The sequence below is a fragment of the Achromobacter pulmonis genome (assembly GCF_902859765.1).
Taxonomy (GTDB): Bacteria; Pseudomonadota; Gammaproteobacteria; order Burkholderiales; family Burkholderiaceae_B; genus Achromobacter; species Achromobacter pulmonis.
Genome location: NZ_CADIJV010000022.1, coordinates 1 through 23,454, shown reverse-complemented (window position 1 = coordinate 23,454; position 23,454 = coordinate 1). Strand labels below are relative to the sequence as shown.

19 protein-coding genes are annotated in these 23,454 nt (G+C 63.4%); 7 read left to right on the top strand and 12 right to left on the bottom strand.

Annotation, left to right across the window (positions count from 1 at the left end; genetic code table 11):
• Positions 1-47: 47 nt before the first annotated feature.
• From HV701_RS17750 to HV701_RS17735, 4 genes are read right to left on the bottom strand one after another with little or no spacing between them, the layout of a single operon-like run.
• Positions 48-1,004 carry an NAD(P)H-dependent flavin oxidoreductase gene (locus HV701_RS17750; RefSeq protein WP_175134344.1) on the bottom strand — a complete coding sequence of 319 codons (957 nt, stop codon included), beginning with the start codon at positions 1,002-1,004 and terminating at the stop codon, positions 48-50.
• A 14-nt stretch (positions 1,005-1,018) separates the two neighbouring features.
• A complete protein-coding gene (locus HV701_RS17745; protein ID WP_175134343.1) occupies positions 1,019-1,912 on the bottom strand; it encodes a diiron oxygenase in 894 nt (297 codons plus the stop codon).
• 22 nt (positions 1,913-1,934) lie between these two features.
• The gene (locus tag HV701_RS17740; RefSeq protein ID WP_175134342.1) at positions 1,935-2,183 is read right to left on the bottom strand and encodes an acyl carrier protein; all 249 of its coding nucleotides are present in this window, start codon (positions 2,181-2,183) and stop codon (positions 1,935-1,937) included.
• A 31-nt stretch (positions 2,184-2,214) separates the two neighbouring features.
• Positions 2,215-3,432 carry a methyltransferase gene (locus HV701_RS17735; protein ID WP_254595198.1) on the bottom strand — a complete coding sequence of 406 codons (1,218 nt, stop codon included), beginning with the start codon at positions 3,430-3,432 and terminating at the stop codon, positions 2,215-2,217.
• A 123-nt stretch (positions 3,433-3,555) separates the two neighbouring features.
• Between HV701_RS17735 and HV701_RS17730 the strand changes: the two genes are divergently transcribed.
• Positions 3,556-4,308 (top strand): sulfite exporter TauE/SafE family protein, encoded by a 753-nt coding sequence (locus HV701_RS17730; protein WP_236756046.1) that lies wholly within the window; start codon positions 3,556-3,558, stop codon positions 4,306-4,308.
• Positions 4,309-4,324: 16 nt separating this feature from the next.
• On the opposite strand, the gene HV701_RS17725 is transcribed toward HV701_RS17730, so the two are convergent.
• From HV701_RS17725 to HV701_RS17700, 6 genes are all read right to left on the bottom strand, one after another.
• On the bottom strand, positions 4,325-4,723 hold the full coding sequence (locus tag HV701_RS17725) for a PPC domain-containing DNA-binding protein (RefSeq protein WP_175134340.1): 399 nt from the start codon (positions 4,721-4,723) through the stop codon (positions 4,325-4,327).
• Positions 4,710-5,291, bottom strand: coding sequence for a PPC domain-containing DNA-binding protein (locus HV701_RS17720; RefSeq protein WP_175134339.1), 582 nt, complete (start codon positions 5,289-5,291; stop codon positions 4,710-4,712). The genes HV701_RS17725 and HV701_RS17720 overlap by 14 nt, the downstream gene beginning before the upstream one ends.
• 55 nt (positions 5,292-5,346) lie before the next feature.
• Positions 5,347-6,111, bottom strand: coding sequence for an SDR family NAD(P)-dependent oxidoreductase (locus HV701_RS17715; RefSeq protein WP_175134338.1), 765 nt, complete (start codon positions 6,109-6,111; stop codon positions 5,347-5,349).
• Positions 6,112-6,198: 87 nt separating this feature from the next.
• Positions 6,199-7,842 carry an acyl-CoA synthetase gene (locus tag HV701_RS17710; RefSeq protein ID WP_175134337.1) on the bottom strand — a complete coding sequence of 548 codons (1,644 nt, stop codon included), beginning with the start codon at positions 7,840-7,842 and terminating at the stop codon, positions 6,199-6,201.
• Entirely contained in the window at positions 7,839-9,011 is a 1,173-nt protein-coding gene (locus HV701_RS17705; RefSeq protein ID WP_175134336.1) for an acetyl-CoA acetyltransferase, read from the bottom strand. Before HV701_RS17705 ends, HV701_RS17710 begins: the two co-directional genes overlap by 4 nt.
• Positions 9,012-9,056: 45 nt before the next feature.
• The gene (locus HV701_RS17700; RefSeq protein ID WP_236756048.1) at positions 9,057-9,884 is read right to left on the bottom strand and encodes an IclR family transcriptional regulator; all 828 of its coding nucleotides are present in this window, start codon (positions 9,882-9,884) and stop codon (positions 9,057-9,059) included.
• 235 nt (positions 9,885-10,119) lie between these two features.
• Here HV701_RS17700 and HV701_RS17695 point away from each other — a divergent pair, with 235 nt between their 5' ends.
• Both HV701_RS17695 and HV701_RS17690 read left to right on the top strand, forming a co-directional pair.
• A complete protein-coding gene (locus tag HV701_RS17695) occupies positions 10,120-11,133 on the top strand; it encodes a TRAP transporter substrate-binding protein (protein WP_175134334.1) in 1,014 nt (337 codons plus the stop codon).
• 8 nt (positions 11,134-11,141) lie between these two features.
• Positions 11,142-13,022, top strand: a complete 1,881-nt coding sequence (locus tag HV701_RS17690) for a TRAP transporter large permease (protein ID WP_254595197.1) — start codon at positions 11,142-11,144, stop codon at positions 13,020-13,022.
• Positions 13,023-13,140: 118 nt separating this feature from the next.
• Here HV701_RS17690 and HV701_RS26820 read toward each other — a convergent pair whose 3' ends face one another.
• Complete coding sequence (locus HV701_RS26820) at positions 13,141-13,680, bottom strand: hypothetical protein (protein ID WP_236757102.1); 540 nt, start codon at positions 13,678-13,680, stop codon at positions 13,141-13,143.
• On the opposite strand from HV701_RS26820, the gene HV701_RS17685 reads away from it, so the two are divergent.
• Entirely contained in the window at positions 13,615-13,767 is a 153-nt protein-coding gene (locus tag HV701_RS17685) for a cold shock domain-containing protein (RefSeq protein WP_236757002.1), read from the top strand. The genes HV701_RS26820 and HV701_RS17685 overlap by 66 nt on opposite strands.
• A 213-nt stretch (positions 13,768-13,980) precedes the next feature.
• Here HV701_RS17685 and HV701_RS17680 read toward each other — a convergent pair whose 3' ends face one another.
• Positions 13,981-17,241 (bottom strand): autotransporter family protein, encoded by a 3,261-nt coding sequence (locus tag HV701_RS17680; protein ID WP_175134332.1) that lies wholly within the window; start codon positions 17,239-17,241, stop codon positions 13,981-13,983.
• A 675-nt stretch (positions 17,242-17,916) separates the two neighbouring features.
• Here HV701_RS17680 and HV701_RS17675 point away from each other — a divergent pair.
• The 3 genes from HV701_RS17675 (at position 17,917) to HV701_RS17665 (ending at position 23,202) form a co-directional block, all read left to right on the top strand.
• Positions 17,917-19,164 (top strand): EAL domain-containing response regulator, encoded by a 1,248-nt coding sequence (locus HV701_RS17675; protein WP_175134331.1) that lies wholly within the window; start codon positions 17,917-17,919, stop codon positions 19,162-19,164.
• Positions 19,165-19,260: 96 nt separating this feature from the next.
• Positions 19,261-22,530, top strand: a complete 3,270-nt coding sequence (locus tag HV701_RS17670; RefSeq protein ID WP_175134330.1) for a hybrid sensor histidine kinase/response regulator — start codon at positions 19,261-19,263, stop codon at positions 22,528-22,530.
• A 30-nt stretch (positions 22,531-22,560) separates the two neighbouring features.
• Positions 22,561-23,202 carry a response regulator gene (locus HV701_RS17665; protein ID WP_175134329.1) on the top strand — a complete coding sequence of 214 codons (642 nt, stop codon included), beginning with the start codon at positions 22,561-22,563 and terminating at the stop codon, positions 23,200-23,202.
• Positions 23,203-23,454 lie beyond the last annotated feature (252 nt).

Here is a 23,454-nt window from a genome sequence, read left to right as displayed (position 1 = left end):
TCCTAGTGGTCACTGAATTCACTTAAGCGCGCGGATAGGACGAAGCCTTACGCCGTCAAGTCGGCCAGCACCTGCTGCACGCTACGGATGGAATGCGCGTCCTTGCAGGACGTTCCGCAATACAACGCCATGTCTTCAATCAAACCCTCGGTCTGCGTAGTAGGCACTGCCACGCTGTAACGCAGGATGGGATAGCGTTTCCCAAAATAGTGCGCAAAGCCAATCACACCCGCCGGCAGCGTCCCCTCGCAGCTCGCGTTACGGATCACCCGGTGGCAATGGGTATGCCAGCCCACGCTGAAGCGGTCGGTGACCACGGTGTCGCCGGGTGAGGCGTCCACGATCGCCTGCTTGTAGCGCTCGTGCGCGGCGGATTCCCGGGTGGCCGCGAATACTGTGCCGCACAATACGCCGGAGAATCCGGCGTGCAGCACCTGGCGCAACTCGGCCGCGTTGCTGATGCCGCCGCTCAGAAACACCATGCGCTTGTCGACGCCAAGGCGGGCGGCCTGATCCAGCGCTTGCGCGCGCGTGAGCTTGCCCAGGTGATGACCGCCCGCCTCTGTTGTTTGCAACACCCCGAAGCGCGCGCCCGCATCGAACCCCGCGTCCAGCTCCTCCCAGGTGCCCCCTTGCACACCGTAGTCCATTCCCGTCGGCAAGGCGCGCAGCACGGTGTGGTCAGGTAAGCCGAAGAAGGTCACGATCGGCCGTTCCGGCCGGTCCGCGACATACGCCAATCGATCCAGCAATGCGTCCGCATCCAGCACGAACGGCACCAGATTTACGCCGAAGCGCGCCTTGGTCAATCCGGCGGTCTGCGCGACTAGCTGGCCGATTTCGTCACGCGTGTGGCGGTACAGGCCAATCATGCCGAACGCGCCGGCCTCGCACACGGCGGCCGCCAGTTCCGGTTGTGCCACGCCGCCCATGCCGGCTTGCAGCACGGGCAAGCGTGCGCCCAAAAGCGCTTCCACCTGGGGACTGCTGACAATCTGCGCCATGGTGTGCCTCTGCGCTACAGCGCGGCCAGATTCAAGTCCGTCACCAACCCCTGTTTGGTGAAGTAGGCGGCGCTACGCTTGAACCATTGCTCGTGGACAGCCTTGCGCGCCGGGTGCGACCGCAGCGCGTTGCGCATGGCGTTGCCGTTGCGAAATCCCAGCGGCTCGTAGACCTGGGCATCGGCATAGACAGCCGGGTTGTACATCAGGCTGATGAAGTATCGGAACATGTTCGTCACCGTGTGCGACACCTCCGCCCGGATCGCGTCCGGGTCGTCCGCGCGTTCCAGCGCCAGCCGGTAAAGGCGGGGTACCATTTCCCGGCCAAAGGACACATGGCGGGATTCGTCGACATGATGCTGGTAGTTGATCTGTTTGAGGATCTCGGTGATGCCGTCCGTCGTGCCGACTTTATGGTTGTAGTAGTCGACGAACTCTTCAAAGATCAGCGTGCTGGCGAACATGTATAAGTCGCCCAGTTCTGGCGTGGACGCCTGCGCATCGCCCTGCAACTGAATCGACGGATATATCTTTCCCGCATAATCCAAGCAAGCCTTGGCGAAATACCACATGTGGAAGTTCTCTTCACCCATGAAGACATGCAGGTATTCGGACACATCGGCATAGCGCTCTTCGTAGATGCACCGGCTGACAAAGTTCAGTACCCCCTTGATGCCATGCACGTTGAGGCTGAAGAAATTGACCGCCTCCCATTTGCTGAGCCGTATCTGCTGCGCCGCGTCCAACTGCGCTTGCAACGGCGTTCCGTAGGTGGTGAGCAAGTCATTGCTGCACCAGGGTTGGTCGTCCGGGATTCTGGCGGGCCACTCAAAGCGCTCGTAGGGGTCATGCGAACGTCCTTTGGATAGCGTCATCAGTCTGCCGATTCTTGCGTAGTCGATTTCCATGATGCCCTCCTTGCCGCCCGGACTAGCGCTGGACGTGGACGAAATTGACGATGGCATCCACCGTGCGCAGGTCGTCGACGGTGATGGCGGTAGAGACATCTCGTCCCGCCAGTTCGCCCAGGAACATGATGAAGTCCAGGAACTGCATGCTGTCCAGGATGCGTTCTTCGATCAGGTTCTTCTCTTTGATGCCTTCGACCTGCGCATTGCGGTTTTCCTTCAGCCAGGCAATCACTTCGGCTTCGGTATCGGTGACGGTGGGTGTGGACATATAGGCTCCGGTTCAATAAGTGGATATCGCGTCAGACCTTGACGGCCGACAGCAGGCAGAAACCGCTGCTCTCCTGGCGCAGCACGGCTTGGCGCTCGAAGCCGGCAACCGCGATCTGCGCCTGCATGTCGCCCACAGTCCAACTGCGCCCGCCGTCCCACAGCGCCAACGCGGACAGGTTGTGCAAGGTGGTAAACAGCGGCGCACGCCGGTCCTCGGCAAGGAAGTAGCCTTGCACCAGCAAGGTCCCGCCTGGGCGCAGCGCCTGCCACGCACGGTGCAGCATCGATCGACAGACCTCCGCGCTCTCTTGATGCAACACGTTGGAAAAAAGCAGCGCGTCGGCCTCCTCGCCGAAACGGTCCTGGCGATAGTCGGCCACCTGGGCACTGACGCGGTCCGCCAAGCCGGCAGCCTGCGCAGTTTCACGCGTGATCTCGACCACCGGCGCCAGGTCCAGAACCTGTGCGGTGATTTCGGGCCGCGCCGCGCACAGGGCAAGGGAATACGTGCCGGCGCCTCCACCCACGTCCACCAGGCGGCGAATGGGCACGTCTTTCAGCGCCTCTGCGAACGCAGGGCCCGAACGGGACGCAAACTGATGCATGCCCAGGATGAAATCCCGCATGAACTGGGGGTCTTCGCCCAGCCACTTCGATTGGTTATCGACGGCCTCTCCCCGTCGCACGGCTTCGGCCAGTTGCATCCAGGGCCGCTTCCAGCGATCCATGATCCGGATCCAGCACAACAGGGATTCGGGGCTGTCTTCGGTGAGAAAGCGCGCGCTGAGATCGGTGTTGGCGTAGCGCCCGTCCTCGCATATCAGCAGTTTTTGCGCCACCGCGCAGTCCAGCAAGCGCTCCAGCGGCTCGGATTCGCAACCCAGTTCTCGAGCCAGCTCGGTGCACGTGCGGGGGTCGGACAAACGTTGGGCAATACCCAGATCGGCCAGGGCATACAAGGGTTGCCCCTCCCAATGCCCGAACGCCAAACGGGAAAACGCCATGAAGCTCACATCCATCGAGATTCCCTCCTGATTCAGCAGTGATGGCCCGACGGGCCAAACAGGTGAACACGCAACAACCCCAGGATGGGGTTGGAAGCCAGCGATCAGGACGTGGCACGCAAAGCCGATGGTGATCCGGCCGCATGCGCCATCCTGGGAGTTGATAGCGATCTTGCGGTGGCGGTTGAAGAATTTCGCCGGAGTCTCTATAAAGGTCCACAATATGAACCAATATATATTCATTTATTTTCGAGAATTCTATACCTGCTGCCAAAATAGGCAATAATAAATTTCACGCGATATATATAGGTCCGTTATATGGACCTAAACACCATTTAACTTGAAAGGTGCGGCATGGAATGGAGCATGGCGGCACTGCTGGCCGGCGCGGGTGCGCTGGGCGGCGTCATCAATGCGCTGGCGGGTGGCGCCACGCTGATTACTTTTCCCGCGATGGTGGCGGCGGGCCTGCCGCCCGTCATCGCCAATGCATCGAGCGCGGTGGCCATATCACCCGGCCACATCCTGGCGGCCCTGGCTGACCGTGAAAACCTGCCGGCCCCCGATCGGCGGTTCTGGTTGCTCTCGGCCGCCACCACCGCGGGCGGCGCGCTGGGGGCATTCATCCTGCTTGCCATTCCCCCCGCCTATTTCATCCTGCCCGTGCCGGCCCTGATCGCGTTCGCCACCTTGCTGTTTGCCTTTGCGCCGCAGGTGCAGGCCTGGAGCGCGCGCCGGCGCGGCGACCAGGCGCAGGACGGCCCGGCGCGCGGCGTATTGCCTATCGCGTTGGCCTCTGTCTATGGGGGGTTCTTTGGCGCCGGGCTGGGCGTGATCCTGACCGCCGTGATTTCCATCACGGACCCCGGCAATCTGCGCGCCATCAAGTCGCTCAAGAACCTGCTGGCGACGTTTGTCACCGCCGCGGCGATCGTCATCTTTATCGTGCAGGGCTCGGTCCATTGGCCGGCCACCCTGTTCATGCTGGCCGGCGCGCTGGCAGGCGGCTACCTGGGCGGCCACTTGATACGTGTCCTGCCTGCTTCGGCGATCCGGGCGTTCGTCATCGTCACCGGCGCCGTCATGACCGTGATCTATGCGGCGAAGTATTGGTTCTGAACGCCCCGCGCCATCCTCAGCCCCCGCTCGGCGTCGGCAGCCATTCCTCCAGCGTGACCTCGAACGTCATGCAGATCGGGTTGGCGCCGGGCACGAAGGGGCCGCCATGCACTTGGCCCTCCGGATCCGCCACCACCCCCGACAGCGATGCCGTCAAGGACCCATCCGGCTGCGCGCGTACTTCACCGGCGAGACTGACGATCTCCACCGCCGGGCCCGCGATGTGGCGATATCCGCCTTCGCGGGTGTAGAGGCAGGCATCCACTAGGCTGCCCAACGCCCCGCGCACGAACGCGTTGCGAAAACCCTCAGCCAGGCAGAGTTTTTCCACGCCCTGGATCAAGTCCTCGTTCGGGCCGATCCGCGCATAGGCAACGCGGCCCATGCTGCCGCTTTCGATTTCAGGCGAGTTCATGGTGATCGCCTCCTTGGGGTTGCAACAGCCGTAGATTGGTTTCCGCGTCGTAGGTCGCGCGCAGCTCGAACCCCTCCAGCGAGGTGACGAGCACCGGCACGGGACGATCCCCGACGATACTCGTCTGCGGAATGATGTGCCCTCCCTGCGGCGCGAGGCCATCGCGACAAAAGGCGGCATGGCAGTGCACCAGGGGCGCGCCGGCATCGGTCTTGCCCAGCGTGGCGTTGCCAAAAATCAGGTAGGCCGGCCCGGCGGGAATGGGCGCGGTATAGGCCACAACCATCCGGTGTTGGGGGTCAGGCGGTGCCGTGCAATAGTCGATGTGCCGGAAGGCGCCGCCCAGTATGGTCATCGAAGCATTGGCGACGCCGGCGCTGGCCAGTACACCGACCAGGGCGTCAAACAGGCTGACGCCGGGGCGCAACGACAGGCGGATATGGCGGCCATGCCCGGCCGAGCGGCTATGAATGCGTACCGGGTTGAACGCCCCCGGGTGTATCAGCGTTCTGGGGCGGGGCAGTGCTTGTATTCCCCGCAACGAACGATCCACGGTGGTGTATCGCATGGTCTGGACTCCGTGCGCTTGTGGCGCAATAAGTGGAACCTGGGCAATGACAAACTCAGTGCATGGCGGGCAACATGCCTGCGGCCGTGAACCCTCCATCCACGCAGATAATCTGCCCGGTAACATAGCTGGACTTGGACTCATCAAGCAACCATCCGATGGTGCCGTTGAGCTCTTCGGGTGCGGCATACCGGTGCTGGGGCACTACCTGCTGCCAGGCCTGGCGGGCTTCGGCGGTGTGCATCTGCCCGACCAGCGGTGTTTCGATCGGGCCAGGCGCCACGGCGTTGACCCGGATGCCATAGGCCGCCAGCTCCACCGCCATCACGCGGGTCAAGGTCACGACAGCCCCCTTGGATGCGCCATACGCGGCGCGCCCCGCATTGCCGCGTATGCCTGACACCGACGCGATATTGACGATGGACCCGCGCCGTCGTTCCCGCATCCGCCGGGCGGCCTCTCGCGCCACGACGAAAGAGCCGATCAGATTCACTTCCATGATGCGCCGCAGCAAGGCGGTGTCGGTGTCCAGGAACGGAAGATCGCGCCCGATGCCGGCGGAATTGACCAGGCCCGATATCGGGCCGAAGTCCAGTTCCAGCCGCTCCAGCGCATCCACTACCTGCGCCTCGTCCGATACATCCATACGCACGCGACCCAACTGGTCGGCCGGCGCCAGGTCGCGCATAGCGTCCAGCCGCTCCTGGGAAACATCCGCCACCAGCACACATCGCCCTGCGTCCAGCAGGCCGCGCGCGACCGCCAGCCCGATGCCGGACGCGCCGCCCGTCACCAGGATTGCCTCTTGCGTCATCTCCATGATCCAGCCTCCTCGTTCATTGGTGTAGTGGTTGTGTTGCCGCCGCGCGGCGAATTGCGCGGCAGTCTGCGCTGCCGGTCAAGGTGACTAGCGCGCGGCTTCGGTGGCCTCGGTCAGGCAGCCGCGTTCATAGAGGGCATCGCGCACCAGCTTCTTGGTGATCTTGCCGTAGCCCGAACGCGGCAGGGCATCCCAGAAGAAGATCTGGCGCGGCAGTTTGTAGCGCGCCACGCGAGGTGTTATCCAGTCCATCAATTCTTCCTCGCTCAGCGCATGGCCCGCGCGCAGCACGCAGACCATCACACCGACTTCTCCCCAGGTCTGATCCGGCACGCCCAGCACTGCGGCTTCGGCAATCGCGGGATGCGCCAGCACCTTCTCCTCTACCTCTCGCGGGTAGATGTTTGAGCCGCCCGAGATGTACATATCGGACTGCCGGCCGGTGATGTAGAGAAACCCCTCTTCATCCATGCAGCCCAGGTCCCCGGTGCGAAACCAGCCATTGCGAAACGCCTTCGCATTGGCTTGCGGGTTGGCGTAATACCCTGCAAATACCGCCGGGCCGCATACGCAGATTTCACCCGTTTCGCCCGCCGCCAATGACCGGCCCGTATCGTCCTGGATGCTGATCTGCATGCCGGTACGCGCGTAGCCGCAGGTGCCCACGCGCGCGCCTGGGCCATCCGTGGGGTCGTGCAACGCGGGCGGCAGCACCGTAATGTTGCCGGTGACCTCGCCCAGCCCGAAATACTGCACCAGCACCGGACCCAGCTTTTCCAGCGCCCGCCTCTGATCCACGCGATACATCGGCGCGCCGGCATAGACGACGTACCGTAGGCTGCGGTGGTCCCAGGCGTCCACGGAAGGATGTTCGACCAACATCTTCACGATGGTGGGCACGGTAAACATATTGGTCACGCCGTGCCGCTCGACCAGCTGCCAGATCTCGTCGGCATCGAAGCGCGCGCCAGCCGGCAGGACGGTGCAGGCGGCCCGCGCCACCTGGGTCAGGAAGTGGATGCCGGCGCCGTGCGACAGGGGCGCCACCACCAGGCTCACGTCACGCTCGGTGGTGCCGGGCATGAGGTCGCACAAGTGGTTGGTAATGACGAAGGCCATCTGCCCATGAGTCAACACCGCCGCCTTGGGGTGTCCGGTCGTGCCGGAAGTGAAGAAGAACCAGCAGGGGTCATCGTGATCCACATCGGCGCAAACCTGTGTCGCGCCTAGCCGCGCCTTGATCAGGTCGGCCGCATCCAGCGCGGGAAAGTCGCCCGGTCCCAGCCGCGCCAATAGCGACAAGTGCGGCACGGCCTCCATCACCGCCGCGGCATGCCCGGGGTAGTCGCCATGGCACAGGAATGCCTTGGCGCCAGAGGTTCGAGCCAGATACACGGCTTCGTCGGGAGAAATTCGAAAATTGGTCGGCACCCACACCGCCCCCAGTCGCAACGTGGCAAACAGTGTTTCGACGAACTCGAAGCAATTGCGCGAATGCACCAGCACGCGGTCCCCCTTGCCGATGCCGCGGTCAGCAAGCGCCTGCGCCAGCGCCGCCGTCCGCGCATCGAGTTCACGCCAACTGTAGCGGGTGTCACCGCAGATCAGGGCCGGCTGCAGGGGGTGGCGGCGCGCGGCCTGCACCAGGAAGTGGCCCAGGTTCATCACCCGCCGCGAGACTGGCGCGACGCCTCCCGGCGGCGCCAGCGCCTGCTCCTGTGGGCCGCTCATTTGACGCGCTCCAGGATGCTGACGTAGTTGGCCACGGCCGCGCCGCCCATGTTGAAGACGCCGGCCAGTGTCGCGTCCGGCACCTGCATGGCGCCAGCCTCGCCGGCCAGTTGCAGGCACGCCATGACGTGCTGCGACACCCCGGTGGCGCCCACTGGATGCCCCTTGGCCTTGAGCCCGCCCGAGGGATTGATGGGCAGGCGCCCGCCCTTCTGCACCCAGCCTTCCCGCAATGCCCGCGCGCCGTGGCCGCGCGGCGCCAGGCCCATGGCCTCGTATTCGATCAGTTCGGCGATGGTGAAGCAGTCGTGCGTTTCCACCAGGCTCAGGTCGTCCAGGGTCGCGCCGGCATCGGCCAGCGCCTCACGCCAGGCTCGCGCCGCACCCTCGAAGGCGATCGGATCGCGCCGGCTCAGCGGCAGGAAGTCATTAACGTGGCGGCGCGCCCGAAAGCCGATGGCGCGCCGCAGGCCCGCCGCCGTTTCCGCGTCGGCTAGCACCAGCGCCGCCGCGCCGTCGGAGATGGGCGAGCAATCGGTGCGCCGCAGCGGCGCCGCCACATAAGGGTTTCTATCGGAAACGGTATTGCAGAACTCGAAGCCCAGGTCCTTGCGGATCTGCGCGTAGGGGTTGTCCAACGCATTGGCGTGGTTTTTGGCGGCGATGCGGGCCAGCGCCTCGCCATGGTCGCCGTGGCGCTCGAAATAGGCCGTGGCGATGCGGCTGAACACGCCGGCAAAGCCGCCTGGCAGCGTGGCCTCTTCCTTGCGGTAGCTGGCATTGAGCAGGATGTCGCCCGTGTCCTCGGTGGAGCGAGCGGTCATCTTCTCGGCTCCCACCACCAGCGCCACGCGGCCGCGCCCCGCCTCGATGAAATCCATGGCCGCGTACAGCGCGGCCGACCCGGTGGCGCAGGCGTTCTCCAGTCGCGTCGCCGGCACGTGGGCCAGCGACGGGTCGGCCAGCGCCACCAGCGCCGCCTGGAAATCCTGCTTCTGGAATCCGCTGTTCATGACGCCGGCATAGATGCCGTCGACGGCATCGGGGCTCACGCCTGCATGATCCAGCGCGGCGCCGGACACGCGCGCCATCAGGCTTTCGGTGTCGGGGTCGTCGAGTTTGCCGAACGGGATGTGCGACCACCCCACGATGACGGCACGCTTGCTCATTGCTGTCTCCTCTGTTGGCAGCCCCGTCCCTGCCGGCTTGGCGGATCAGGACCGGGGCTTGGCGGCCGGCGGGCGCGCCCGCGCCTCGCGGCCTGCCGGGTTGGCCTGCGCGAGCAGGCGTTTGGCCTCGCGTGACAACAGCTTGGCCAGCTGGAACTGTCTTTCCTCGTCCATGCGCGATTCGACCGCAGCGATGCTGAGCGCGCCCAGCACATGGCCTTGCTCGTCGCGCAGCGGCATGCCGATGCCCCACGAACCGGGCACCACCAGGCCGCGGTTCACGGCGTAGCCCTGCTCGCGCACCTCGTCGACCAGCGTGCGGATCAGCGGCACCGAATAATGCGGATAGCGCCGCTCGATCAGGGCGGCATTGGCCTGCAGGCAGGCCTCGACCTCGTCATCGGGCAGCGCCGCCAGGATGGCGAGGCTGCCGGCGCCGATGCCCAGCGGGTGGCGGTCGCCCGGCAGCAGCACATGGGTCTTGAGTGGGTAGTCGCCGTCCTCGCGCAACACGCAGACCGCGAACACATCGCGGCGCAGCGAGAAAAAGGCGGAATCGCCGCATTCGTGCGCCAGCCGCGCCACCACCGGCGCGGCCAGGCGGTTGATGCCGAAACGCTCGCTGGCGATGTTGCCCAGCACATGGCATTCGGGGCCGAGGAAGTAGCGGCGATTGGCCGGGTCCTGCTCGACCATGCCCTCGGCGGCCAGGGCGGCCAGCAGGCGGTGCACGGTGGGCTTGCTCATGCCCGTGTCGCGCGTCAACGCCAACAGGCCCGCGCCTTCGCCGCGGGTGCGCGACACCGCGCGCAGCACCAGCATGGCGCGGGAAATCGCCTGAGCGCCTCCGACCTGGGATGAGGTCTCCGTCACATCTCCGCCTGTTTCATTATCAGGTCCATTTAGTGGACCATGTGATTGATTTTGTTTTTTCATTCTGCACCAGTTTTATTGATTTACGCTAGTGAATCAGTGTGATTAAATAAATTTAAGGGTATTGATATGGTCCATATAATGGACCGCATGCAAAGATAAAGCAATAGGCCTGGCAAGGCGCTTTATCCGGCCGTCCTCGATGGCGGCCGGATCTCATAACCAAGGAGACAGCATGAACACGACTCGACGCAACCTCATGCGCGCCGCGGGAGGCGGCGCGTTGCTGGCCCTGGCGCCGTTCCAACGGACGCTGGCGGCGCCACAGTTCCGCTACAAGTACGCCAACAACCTGCCGCCCTCGCATCCGATGAACCTGCGCGCCACCGAGGCCGCGCAGAACATCCTCAGGGACACCGGCGGGCGCTTCGAGCTGGCCGTGTTCCCCAGCAGTCAGCTGGGATCCGACACCGACACCCTGAGCCAGCTGCGCGCCGGCGCTGTCGAGTTCTTCACGCTGTCGGGCCTGATCCTGTCGACCCTGGTGCCCACCGCCTCCATCAGCGGCGTCGGCTTTGCGTTTCCCGACTACGCCAGCGTCTGGAAGGCGATGGATGGCGACCTGGGCGCGCACATCCGCAAGGAAATCAACGGCAAGGGCCTGTTCGTCATGGACCATATTTGGGACAACGGCTTTCGGCAGATTACGACCAGCAACCGCGCCATCAACGGCCCGGACGACTTCCGCGACCTGAAAATCCGCGTGCCCGTCAGCCCGCTCTGGACTTCGATGTTCAAGGCCCTGGGTTCCTCGCCCGCCAGCATCAACTTCAACGAAACCTATTCCGCGCTGCAGACCCGTGTGGTGGACGCCCAGGAGAATCCCCTGGCCATCATTCAGACCGCCAAGATCTACGAAGTGCAGAAGTACTGCTCGATGACCAACCACATGTGGGATGGCTTTTGGTTCCTTGGCAACCGCCGCGCCTGGGAAAAGCTGCCCGCCGACATCCGTGAAGTCGTCGCCAAACACATCAATGCGGCCGGCATGGCTGAACGCGCCGACGTTCTGGCGCTGAACAACCAGCTGCAAACCAAGCTGGCGGAACAAGGACTGGCGTTCAATACGCCAGAGCCGGAACCCATCCGCGCGGTCCTGCGCAAGGCCGGCTTCTATAGCGGTTGGAAAGAAAAGTACGGCGAAAAGGCCTGGGGCCTGCTGGAGCAATCCGTCGGGAGCCTGTCATGAGAGTGGCAATGACCCACGTCGGGGACGTGTTGACCGACGCGGGGGCGCCCGCGGCAGTCAGCCGGCCTTGGGCCGCCGCGCTGGACCGCATGCTGGGACACCTGGTCGAAATCCCGGCGGCCATCCTGGTGGTCGCCGAGATCGTCATTCTGTTCTCGGGCGTCGTCGCGCGCTATGTGCTGCACACGCCGCTGGTCTGGTCCGACGAACTGGCCTCCATCCTGTTCCTGTGGCTGGCCATGCTGGGCGCGGTGGTCGCGTTCCGCCGCGGCGAACACATGCGCATGGCTGCGCTGGTCAACAAGGCATCGCCCTCTACCCGGGCAGTGCTGGACATGGTATCCATCGCCGCCGCGCTGGCGTTCCTGCTGATGCTGCAAGCCCCCGGCTTTGAATACGCCTCCGAAGAGCGCTACGTCACGACCGCCGCCATGGAAATCCCCAACGCCTGGCGAGCGGCGGCACTGCCCGTGGGCTGCGCACTGATGCTGCTGATTGCGTTGCTGCGCCTGGTCGAAAAGGCGCAGTGGCGCACCACCGGGTTGGCGATATTGCTGGTGGGCGGCGTGGTGGCCGCCATGGCCGCGCTGCAGCCCGTGCTGGCCGGCCTGGGCAATTTGAACCTGCTGATCTTCTTCGTCGGCGTGGTCGCCGCCACCGTGTTCGCGGGCGTGCCGATTGCCTTTGCCTTCGGACTGGCCACCTTCGGGTACCTGTCGCTGACCACCGACCTGCCCATGATGGTCGTGGTGGGGCGCATGGATGAAGGCATGTCCCACCTGATCCTGTTGGCCGTGCCGCTTTTCGTCTTCCTGGGCGTGCTGATCGAAATGACGGGAATGGCGCAACGCATGGTGGCCTTTCTGGCAAGCTTGCTGGGCCATGTCCGCGGCGGCCTTTCCTACGTGCTGATTGGTGCCATGTGTGTGGTGTCCGGCATATCCGGCGCCAAGGCGGCCGACATGGCAGCGGTCGCACCCGTGCTGTTTCCCGAGATGCGCAAGCGCGGCGCCGACGAAGGCAATCTGGTCGCACTGCTGTCCGCCACCGGCGCTCAAACCGAAACCGTGCCGCCCAGCCTGGTGCTGATCACCATAGGGTCGGTCACGGGCGTGTCGATCACGGCGCTGTTCACCGGCGGCCTGCTGCCGGGCCTGGTGCTGGGCGTGATGCTCTGTCTCGTCGTCTGGTGGCGCAATCGCCGGGAAGATCTCAGCGGCGTCCGCAAAGCCACCGGCCGCCAGATTGCCCACGCGCTGTGGGTGGCCTTGCCTGCGCTGGCGCTCCCCTTCGTGATCCGCGCCGCTGTGATCGAAGGGATCGCCACCGCGACCGAAGTCTCCACCATCGGCATCGTCTACGCCACGCTGGTGGGGCTATTGATCTACCGCTGCTTCGACCCCAAACGCCTGTTGCCGATGCTGGTCGACACGGCCTGCCTGTCCGGCGCCATACTGCTGATCATCGGCACCGCCACCAGCATGGCCTGGGCGCTGACCCAATCGGGATTCTCCACGCAACTGGCTGGCGTCATGGGAGGGTTGCCCGGCGGCGCGACCACCTTCATGGCCGTGTCCATCGTCGCCTTCGTGGTGCTGGGCAGCGTGCTGGAGGGGATTCCGGCCATCGTGCTGTTCGGCCCGCTGCTGTTTCCGATCGCGCACCAGATGGGTATCCACGAAGTGCACTACGCGATGGTCGTCATCCTGTCCATGGGTATAGGCCTCTTCGCGCCCCCCTTCGGCGTGGGCTATTACGCGGCATGCGCAATTGGCCGAGTCGCCCCTGAAGCCGGCATCCGGCCTATTGCGGGCTATCTTTGCTCGATTGCGGTCGGGATCGTGATCGTGGCCGCGGTGCCGTGGATTTCCACGGGTTTCTTGAAATGATGGGGCCCGCGGCGCGGTGACGCTTCGACAAGGGTTGCCGGACGGTCCCAAAGGCCTATCCGGCCGCGCGTGCGCGGGCAGATGACCGGGTGAGGATTCGTGAGCCTCAACCTAGGTTTCATTTTGTAGGATCTCTGCTGAAAGAAAATTGAAAGGCGGAGACATGTCGCTGTGCGCGGACTGCTGCGGGATCATTCAGCACAAGCGGGGTGCCGAGGGGCACGCCGGGCTGATCAGCCTTGGCTATGTCCGCAGTCTTGCCACCGCCCGCAGCGGCGCGAGCCATGAGGCGTTTGTCTGCTCCGAATGTGGAGCGGAGTGGGACTACTTCCACGACAAACGTGATGAGTCGGCTGGGTGGCGTCTCGCCTAGGGCATGGGCGGCGTCGAGGTCGTGCAGGGTGTCGGGCCCATCGTGCCGCGGCATGCCGTCCGTGGCGATGAATGTGTCTTTGCGTAACAGCGGTATCTTTATGCTGAGGAAGGGTCCATAGTGCCCCTGGGAGTACTTTTCCCTGAACATCAAGGACTTACATTGAAAATTGAAACTGGTATTGTGAAGTGGTTCAACAACGACAAGGGCTTCGGCTTTATCATGCCGGAGCTGGGTGGCAAAGACCTCTTCGCGCATTACTCTGAGATTCAGGGTGATGGTCACAAATCTCTTGAAGAGAACCAGCGAGTGTCATTCGTTGCCGGCCAGGGGCAAAAAGGCCCGACTGCGACGATGATCAAGACGATTTAGTAGCCCACGTGCTCGCTGGAATGTGAGCAATTGGGTAGAGTGCGGGGCCGAATCCTTTGAAACATTGGATTCGGCCCTTTGCTTTTGGGCGCCATCGAGCCCGCTTGGTGCAGACGGGCGATTTCGTGGCGGTGATGCCGGGGCTGTTCGATGCGGCGGGCTACGGCTTGCAGTCGGTGCGCTTGGACGGCCCGGAATGCGAAGCTTGTGCCTTCACCATAGCATTCGCAGCCCGAGCCGCCCGCTCAATGCATAGTTCGCGCCAGGGCGATCCAAGCCGGTTTGCGCCGAGATTTCAGCATAGGCCGAGATGCGGTCGTCGCGTGTGTAATGGGCGCCGATGTCCAGGCCCGCCAAGGTGCGTTCCACGGCGGAGGAAAACTGTTCATTGGTGATCCCGACAGTCTTGGAACCGCGCAGCGTCCGGTACAGATTCAGCCCGCCGTGATAGGCCAGGCCGCGCTGCGGCGAGTGCGTGTCTGAGCCGTCCGGTCGATACGCCAGGTCCAGACCGAGCCGCAGCCGCGTGTCCTTGCCCTGGGTGCTGGCCACCCTGGCGCCGTAAGGATCGGTGAACGGGTCGAAACGGATTTTCGAGTACAGCAACTGTGCCTGCGGCGTGATGCGCCAATGCGGCGTCAGCGCGAGCGGCATCCCTGCCTCGATGCTCGCGGCGTGGCCCAGCCCTCGGTTGTTCTTGATGAGCGGCGAGCCCGTCGTCGCGGAATGGATGTCGCCTTCGGTTCTGACAAGCTGCGCCTGCAAGTCGGTATAGAAGCCTCGCGCGGAGTACCAGGTCAGTGTTGCCCCGGCGCCGTAGCCGGAGGCACGCACACGGCCGCTTCCCTCGGGGGAGCGGACTTGGCTGCTGACGTGACCATACTGGAGATTCAAGCCACCCTGCACCAGGTTTCGTGGTGTGCTTGACAGCGTCCAGTCCCGCCCCACTTGCAGCACGTACAGATCGGCATCGGCGGTCGCTTTGCCATTTGAGAGATCGAGCTGTTGCCTGGCGTGGCCTGCCTTGGTCCGCATCCATACCGAGCCGTTGGCGGTCGGGTGCGAATTGAAATCCGGCCGTGCCGCCGAGTTGGCGGCGTCCGGCCAGGGAGCGCCGCCTTGGCTCGCTCGTTGCCGCAGCGTGGGCAGGTCGATCAATGCCTGCAGCGCCAATGGATAGCTCGAATACACGGGCACGGTAGGCGCCACCGCTGTGTCGCGCAGATACCAGCGGCCGTCGCGATCGGCTTGACCGACCCCGTTGAAATAGAGCCCGTAGGCGCGGGCGCCGCGAATGATGAATGGCCGGCCTTCACGCACGTAGTCGCCTTGCAGTGTGAAGGCGTTAGCGTCCGACGCGGCGGGGTTGCGCACGTCGACGACCAGAATGCCGTTGTCGGCAGTCGCCATGCCGGGCCCTTCCCGACGGTCGACCACGATGGTCGTTGCCGCCTGGCCCCGCCGAGTTCCATCCACCGCCAGCACGTCCGCGACGCCGGTACTGCCCTCCGCGCCAAAGGCCGCATTGACGAGCAGTGTGCCGCCCTCGGACACGAACATGCCGGTGCCCGCCGGGCCGTTTGCCGTGGGCCGGGACGTCATGACCAGCGAGTTGCCGGCCGTGGCGCCGCGCAGATCCAGGACACCGGCGTGCACGAAGGCGCCAAGGTTGACAAACTGGCCTTGGGCAACACCTGGACGAACCGACGGCGGCTGCGGCGTATCGACGCGCGCCGCGGCCGGTTGGCTGCCTGGCACGTAATAGCCGGCGGTATCCTTCACCAGGGCGGGCGCCACGGGCGCCAGCCGTACCGTTGCACCCGGGGCGTTATCGAAGCGGCTGGTCGGCGCGCCGAAGTCGGAGATGGCCACGCGATGGGTGTCGCGTACGCCGTTGCCGTCGGTGTCGGCGAAATGGCGCACCTCCCAAACCCCTCCCGGTGCATTGGTAAACCGGTTGCTCCCGTCGGCGGCAAGTTCGACAAAGCCCGTCAGTCGCCCCGTGTTCAGGACAGACAGGTAGCCCGCCTTGCCATCAATGCGGCCCTCGTCGAAGATGGCCCGGTCGGATTGGGCGCCGATGGCGCCGGCGTTCTCCAGAGTGCTCGCGGTCGCGCCGCCCAGGATGACGCCGGCACTGGGCTGGCCGAGCGGCGCATCTCTGCCGGCCACATCGGCCTGCCAGCCTCCTTCGATCGATGCCCCGGGCGCCACCGCCAGATGGACCCCGCCGGCCCGGGCCAGCAGGGCGACGCCGGTGGCGTGCCGACCCTGCGCGCGGACCGTTCCGCCCACGGCCGCATTGACCGAAGGGCCGCCTATCAACAGCACGCCGATGGCTTGCGCGCCGGACGTCGTGACAGTCGAGTCCGCGCGTTGACTCAGCAACACAGCGCCGTTTCCTTCCGCGTTCAGGCCGTGTGAAAGCATGCCGGAAGTGAGAAGCGCGGTGTCTCGATCCAGATGAACCCGGATGTCGCCCGTGCCTTCATGCGACAGCGCGACGCCGACGGCGGTATCGCCTTCGGTGATCACTCGCGCGCCGTTGCCCAGTTCGAGGTGCATGACAGAGGCATTGCCGGCGCTGGCTTGCAGGTGAAAGCCGTTGGATGAGTCGCCGGAGGTCTGCACCACGCCGCTGGACGCCAGAAAAGTGGTGCCCGTGCCGTAGTTCAGGATCCATGCGCCATTCGATTGGTTTGCGCGCGTCCTGACGCGCGCCAAGGGCGAAAGCGTGACGGAGGCCGGCGCGTTGTTGGCATTGTTGCGGTTGAAAAGCAACACGCCGTCGGAATTCAGGCCCAGGGTTTCGATCGACCCGCTGACGTCCACCGTGGCGGCGCCGGTGGAATCGTTGATCGCATAGACGGCCGCCCCGGCCTCGCCGTCGGTCAACACGGATGCGGTCGTCAGCAGCCGTATACGCAGCGAACCGGCATCGCCGTCGCTGTCGGCAACGATGCCGTAGGGACCGCTGGAATCGAATGTGGGCGGCGTGGCATCGCGAGTGACGATGGCGCCGGCCGACACGACGGACACATTGCCTGCGCCGGTTGCCAGAATGCCGGCCGCGTCCATGCCCTCGGTCCGGATGCGGGCGCCGCGCGCCAAGGTGACCGATATGTCCTGGGTGCCGGAGGTAGAAGCCGCGACGCCATAGATCAAGGTATCGGGGGCGGGTACGATCGTGGTTCCTGGACCGATACGCAGGTCCAAGCCCTCTGCCATGTTGTAACTGATGCCGCTCGCGTAGGGGTTCAGGGTGATGTCGTTGCACTGCACGAGATAGTGGGGCGCCGCGGAGGCGGGGCCGCACGCATTCGCGGCATGGGCGCGCTCCGTGGCGAGGCTGGCCAGGAACGACAACGCCAGCAGGTAGCGGGTCCGGTGGCGGTCCGCGTCGCGCCCAAGCAGGCGCAGGGGCGCGAAAGCGTTCTGGCGTCGGCTGCGGCGAAGGGGGAAATGCGCTTTCACGGTGTGGTCTCCGTCGGGAAGGGGGGGCGCGGGTAGAAGAGGGAAGCGCGGGTCGCCAGAAGACCTGATGGCCCGCGAACATTGCGTTCGGGTCAATGCGAGGAGAGGTTTGCGAAACGCGGCGTGACCGGCTGCTTGCAGCACCGACGGCCTGCGCATCTCGGGCTCACGTTGGCGAGCGGATGGCGGGCAGCGCCGCGATCATCGGTGACCAGATCGGATTCGGTGGTGAGGCCGCGGCGGTTCCAGTGCTAATGGAGACAGCGTATCAATGCGCAAAGGTAAAAAAAATAAGACGAATCTAAAATCGATGCGGGACCGCACCGAATATCGCGGGAGGTCGCGAGCCGGCCTGCATGGATGACCCAATCGATGGGGCCACGCAACACTTTCCGGCGCCGGCGTCAGACTGCAGCGCCGAACAACGTCAATAAATGAAAAGTCGCCGCTTTGCGTTGCATGGGCGTGGTAGCGTTGCCAGCGCATTGTGTGCGCCGAAGTGCCGGGCCGCAGGACACGCGGCCGACGTGGCTGACATTTGAGATTTGTCTGAAACAAATCTGTAATTTCTTCACTTAGACTAATCCCACTGCGACCCGAACGTTTGGGTGGGGGCGCCGACATATTCCTCAATAGTTTCCGATAGTCCTCGTAATGCGATGATCGTCAAAATCAATGTCTTCGTTGAACATACTTATCGTCGATGATCACGCGTTTCAGCGCGAATATATGGCACACCTGGCGCGCGAAGCGAGCGCCGGTCACGTCGATACCGCGGCCAATGGTTGGGACGCGCTGCGGAAATTGAGGGTGCGCCGCTTTGATCTGGTTGTCACCGACCTGATGATGGCCGGCGTGGACGGCGTGCAATTGATACAGAGCCTGGCCGAGTTCCGGCATCCTCCTGCCGTTGCCTTGGTCAGCGCATCGCCCAAGAGATTGCTGGCCAGTGCCTGTCTCGTGGCCAAGCTGCTGGGGGTGCGTGTCATCGGGCAGGTCTGTAAGCCGCTGTCGGCAGGGGATGTCGACAACATGCTGCGGCAGCTTCAATATCCTCACAGTCGTCAGGCGTCCGGCAATGGCGACGCCCGCAAGGATAAATACTCCTTGCTGAACGCGCTCGAGAACGGGCAGATCCAGGCCTGGTTTCAGCCGAAGCTGGCTTTGATCGACAATTCCATCTGTGGCGTCGAGGCGCTGGCAAGATGGGTGCAGGATGATGGTGCGGTGCTGTTACCGGGCGAGTTCCTGCCGTGGGTGAGCCTGCATGGACTTGACGAGAATCTCTTGAGCCGCATCATTCAGGTTTCGGTTCAGGCGCAGAATGCGTGGCTGCTGCAGGGGTATTCGGTACCCGTTTCGATAAACCTGCCGACCCATTTGCTGGATGATCGATCGTTGCCGGATCGGCTTTTGGCCATGGTTCATGCGGCCGGTGGGCGATCCCAGAGCATCTGTTTCGAACTGACCGAAGGTACCACCACCAGCAACCTGAGCGATTTTCACGCAGGCGCTTGCCGCTTGCGGATGATGGGATTCAAGCTGGCGCAGGACGATTTTGGCCAGGGATATAGCTCGATTTATAACTTGCTGTCGGTGCCCTTCACCGAATTGAAAATAGATCGATCCCTGATACAGGGCTGTGTGAGTGACGACAAGGTAAAGGCGATTCTTGAAAGCGCCATTGCTCTCGGCCGAAGGTTGGGAATCGTCATCGTTGCCGAAGGGGTCGAGACCGCCGAGCAGCTGGCGGTGTTGCGGCGCCTGGACTGTACCGCCGTGCAAGGCACTTATGTTGCCGAGGCGATGGACCGTGAATTGATGAGCCATCGCTTGCGCCGGGGCTTTCTCGACGATGGTTGCCGGGTGCCGGTGGTCCATAAGGCACTGACCGCGCTGCCAGCGCCCTCGGTGTCTCGATGAGGCGCGCACCCTAGGTTTCGCTGGTTTCAATTCCGGTTATTTCTTTTACTTCAGGAGAGGGCGCTGCCGCTCGTCAGTGGCCCGCTTCAATAACTCATGTCGACCTTTACGAATCGCTGGGTGCAGAGCTTGGCGCTACTGGCTGCCTGCCTCATTGCCGTGACGATGGCACTTTTCTATTGGACGATCGATAGGGAAGTCAGCATCGAAAAAGAGGAAATGCAGCAGCATTTTCAATACATTATGGGCGACATTCTTGCCTTGCAGGATGCGCTCCTCTGGGCTGCGGATATCGAGGAATTCGATCATCTTCCGCTGACGATGTACCCATTGAAGCTGGCGCGTCAGCGCCACCAGATCGATTCCGCGCTGCAAGCATATTCCGTCACTAATGTGGTGACGGGTTTGTCCTACCAATTGACTTTCCGGTCATTGGGTAGCGAGGAGAGCGATCTCGATGAAGCTGAGGCGGTCTCCGCGTTGTCGAGCTTGGTTCTGGTCCGCCTCCTCTCACGCCTGACCAGGTTCGAGGTCGACCGGTTGCCGATAAATCTGCTCGACTTGAAGGAAGGCAGGCGCACGGCTTTCGGCTGCGACTTGCCTTTCATCGGCGATGCGCCAAGCTCGCGGCGTGCTTGTGCCTATGCCGACGACAAACTGGCCCAGATCATGCGTTCGAGACGAAAGAACGCGAACCAGGTGGTTTTCTGGAGTGGGCTTGGCGGCGAGGGCGAGCGCCAGGGGTTGATTGCATTTGCCAAAGTCAACGAGAAGCGCTCTTTTGTGCAAGGTGATTGGTGGGTCTCGGCGTCCTTGAGTTTCAACGATATGCCGCAGTTTCCCCATGTCGTAGGCGGTCACGGGCATATGCCGTCGTCTTACGAGGTTTACTCGCCCGAGGGGGAGTTGCTGACCACGAACATTCCGCAAGCCCGTCCGCTTTTGGCGGGCATCGGATTCTTGCGGGATTCCTGCATCGTCGAATTTACGAGCAAAGACGGCTGGAAAATAAAATACCAGCTCTCTTACTTGAATATATTGCGCGAGCTATATCCGCAGCTGGTCGTGCTGAGCCTGTTCCTGGCGGTCGGCTGCATGGCGGTCTATCTGTTTTCATGGTGGTACTTCAAGCGCCATTACTTGCCCGCGGTCGAGCAACGGCGGCGCACCATCGAAAGCGAGGAATTCGCCCGGGGGGTCATCGAAGTCGCGCAGGTCGCCATGTGTGTGGTGGATCGCCGGACGGGCAAGCCCTTGAAGGTGAACGCACTTGCCAAAGCATGGTTGGGCGACGACGATAATGTGCAGCATCTGGCGCGCAACTGGGTAGCTAGCTACGGGGCGAAGGGGACGGGCATGCAGACCGTCGCGTTGCGCATCGGGAATCGCCATTTCTCTGGCTGCTTTGCCCATGCTCGCTACGAGGACCATGACGTGCTTCTGTGTACGCTCTCGGACATCAGCGCGCACGTCAAGGCCCAGGAGTCCCTGGAATGGGAGAAGCGGTTGGCTGATCAGTCAAGTGCCGCGAAATCCGCATTCCTGGCAATGATGAGCCATGAGATCCGCACGCCGCTGTACGGCGTGCTGGGCACGCTGGAACTGCTGTCCGAGACGCGTCTTTCCCCCGAGCAGAAGGGGTATCTGGACACCACGCAACGCTCGGCCGGCATCTTGCTGCGGATCATCGGCGACGTCCTGGATATGTCGAAGATCGAGTCCGGCGTCATCGAGCTGGACGAAGCCGCGTTTTCGCCCGTCGAACTGACCGAAATGGTCGCGCAGGGCTATACCGCGACGGCGGTCAACAAGGCGCTTTCGCTGCATTGCGTCATCAGTCCTGACGTGCCACGAACGGTGTTCGGAGATGCCGATCGTGTCCGCCAAGTGCTGAACAATCTGCTCAGCAATGCCATCAAATTTACCGAGATCGGCCGCGTCCGGATCAGTCTGGATGCGGAAGCGGAAGCCGCCGGCCGTACGAAGTTGATCTGGCGGGTTTCCGATAGCGGCATCGGTATATCGAGCCAGGATCAGGCGCGGCTGTTCGAGCCTTTTTTCCAAGTGCGCGCCGAGCCGGGCATGGCTTGTGGAACCGGCCTGGGCCTGGCGATCTGCAAAAGCCTGGTTGACCTGATGGGCGGCGGCATGGAGGTGGCCAGCAAGCTGGGCGATGGCAGCACTTTCTCGGTCAGCCTGGAGTTGCCCAGGGTCGATGACAGCATCGCGGTGGCCCCTGCATTCGAGCCGCCAAAGGTGAGCGTGGTCGTTCGCGCGCCCACGGTGGAACTCAGGCGCCATTACCGTCAATGGCTGGAACGTTGGGGCGTGCAGTGCGACGGCGAGGACTTCGAAGCGACGCAGGGGCAGGAGAGGGTGCTCTTGAACGTATCGCCCGAGTTGATGACGCCGTTGCATTGGTCGGGCCGGCAAATCGTCGCGACGGAGCGCGGGCCTTTGCAACCGCAATGGCTGGCCGATGTGGTCTGCGTGTGCAGTCTCTCTCTCGCGGCGCTGGCGCAGGCGTTGTCGATGGTGATGGATGATAGGCAGGAGAGCCGCCCTTCGCCAGGAACCGCGGTAGCCGGCGCGCAGCCCAGCTTGATGGATGCGCCTTCATTACCGACCCAGCTTCTGAGGAGCACGGGGTTGCGGGTACTGCTCGCCGAAGACAGCCCCATCAACAGAGAGGTGTTGAGGCGGCAGCTCAAGTCGCTGGGCTGTTCGGTTGTGATCCGTGGCGACGGCGTCAGCGCGCTCAAGGCCTGGGACGCGGACAAATTCGACGTGCTCCTGACAGATGTCAACATGCCAGGCCTGGGCGGCCCGGAGCTGATCGGCCGCCTTCGTCAGGAGGGAATGGACAAACCGATCATATGCGTCACCGCCAACGCCCAGGTGCATCTGGGACGCGCGGCCGAGTATTCGGGGGTCGACGCTTGGCTGGTCAAACCCATATCGCTTCGAACTTTGCAGGAATGTCTATTGCATACCGTCGTGGCCCGGCTGCCTCGTGGCGCCAAGGCGGCGCGGGTTGCGCCCTTGGACGCCCCCGGGCCCCGCTATATCGACGAGGAAATGCCGCGTTTCCTGCATGGAATCTTCCAATCCGCCATGGAGGCTGACCTGAAGGTTATTCACCACTGTTTGGATGCGGCGGGCGAGACCGGCCTGCAGGCTGCTGTGCATCGGATACGTGGCGGTCTGGTGATGGCGGGCCAGGAAAAGATGGCGTTGAGCTGGCAGGAACTGGAAGAGCGGCTGGAGACAGGAATACCTCTAGACGAGAAAGACATCGAGCGCGTATATGCCGCCGTCGGCATGCTGGAGACGATGCTCGATCGGTTGCAGGAGAAGACGTCGTGATCGAAAGATCGTGATATCCGGGGGACATCAATGAAAAGCGCAACCATCGTACTCGCCGACGATCATCCGATCGCGACCGCCGGCGTTCGTTACGCCCTCTCGCGATTTCCGAACTACCAGATCCTGGGGGAGGCGCGCTCGTCGGATGAATTGGTCGACCTGATATCCGAGGTTCGACCGGATGTCGTCATTACCGACTACAACATGCCGGGCTCTGGGCGATTGGCCGACGGTCTGCGGATGATCGCCTATCTGAGAAGGACTTTTCCCGAGATCGGGATCGTCGTTCTTACCGTGATTTCATCGGCATCAATCGCGGCGAGCCTATACAAATTGGGCGTATCGGCCGTGCTTGTGAAGACGGGCAGTCTTGACGACCTGAGCGGATCGATCGACAGAACCCTGCAAGCCGTCCAGCGCTCGGCCCCCCAACCCGGTGTTCAGGTGCAAGACCAGGACGCCAGTGTCGACGTCCTCAGCAACTTGACGCGGAAAGAGTTGGAGGTGCTGCGGGAACTGTTCTCCGGGTTGAGCGTCAGCCAGATCGCCAAAAAGCAGCAGCGCAGCGTCAAGACCATCAGCGCGCAGAAAGTGTCGGCCATGCGCAAGCTGGGGACTTCCAATGATCACGAGCTCATCATGTTCCTGGCCGCGCACAACTTATTCACCTAGCGTTCGTCTGGTGGGAGTCAGGACGCCTGTTCCAGGCATGGACGAACCCCATACGCCTTTTGACACAGTCTTTTCAACCGCATCACTGTGCGGCAGCGTTTTCGCCGCGAGCCCTTGGGGCTTCTCCCTGAATCGGAAATAAACATGGCCAACTCCTCCCCCGCAGTCGTCACTGAAATCACCGGTCGCGCGTGGATACGCAACAGCGACGGGTCCCTGACCGAGTTGCATCAGGGCAGCAACGTGCCCGCC

Bases quoted from the DNA above. Each gene is read 5' to 3' on its own strand.
- HV701_RS17670 (WP_175134330.1), top strand. From the start codon at position 19,261: ATGTCGACCTTTACGAATCGCTGGGTGCAGAGCTTGGCGCTACTGGCT.
- HV701_RS17705 (WP_175134336.1), bottom strand. From the start codon at position 9,011: ATGAGCAAGCGTGCCGTCATCGTGGGGTGGTCGCACATCCCGTTCGGC.
- HV701_RS17710 (WP_175134337.1), bottom strand. From the start codon at position 7,842: ATGAGCGGCCCACAGGAGCAGGCGCTGGCGCCGCCGGGAGGCGTCGCG.
- HV701_RS17740 (WP_175134342.1), bottom strand. From the start codon at position 2,183: ATGTCCACACCCACCGTCACCGATACCGAAGCCGAAGTGATTGCCTGG.
- HV701_RS17750 (WP_175134344.1), bottom strand. From the start codon at position 1,004: ATGGCGCAGATTGTCAGCAGTCCCCAGGTGGAAGCGCTTTTGGGCGCA.
- HV701_RS17695 (WP_175134334.1), top strand. From the start codon at position 10,120: ATGAACACGACTCGACGCAACCTCATGCGCGCCGCGGGAGGCGGCGCG.
- HV701_RS17675 (WP_175134331.1), top strand. From the start codon at position 17,917: ATGTCTTCGTTGAACATACTTATCGTCGATGATCACGCGTTTCAGCGC.
- HV701_RS17690 (WP_254595197.1), top strand. From the start codon at position 11,142: ATGACCCACGTCGGGGACGTGTTGACCGACGCGGGGGCGCCCGCGGCA.
- HV701_RS17720 (WP_175134339.1), bottom strand. From the start codon at position 5,291: ATGCGATACACCACCGTGGATCGTTCGTTGCGGGGAATACAAGCACTG.
- HV701_RS17745 (WP_175134343.1), bottom strand. From the start codon at position 1,912: ATGGAAATCGACTACGCAAGAATCGGCAGACTGATGACGCTATCCAAA.
- HV701_RS17665 (WP_175134329.1), top strand. From the start codon at position 22,561: ATGAAAAGCGCAACCATCGTACTCGCCGACGATCATCCGATCGCGACC.
- HV701_RS17735 (WP_254595198.1), bottom strand. From the start codon at position 3,432: ATGAATATATATTGGTTCATATTGTGGACCTTTATAGAGACTCCGGCG.
- HV701_RS17715 (WP_175134338.1), bottom strand. From the start codon at position 6,111: ATGGAGATGACGCAAGAGGCAATCCTGGTGACGGGCGGCGCGTCCGGC.
- HV701_RS17725 (WP_175134340.1), bottom strand. From the start codon at position 4,723: ATGAACTCGCCTGAAATCGAAAGCGGCAGCATGGGCCGCGTTGCCTAT.
- HV701_RS17730 (WP_236756046.1), top strand. From the start codon at position 3,556: ATGGCGGCACTGCTGGCCGGCGCGGGTGCGCTGGGCGGCGTCATCAAT.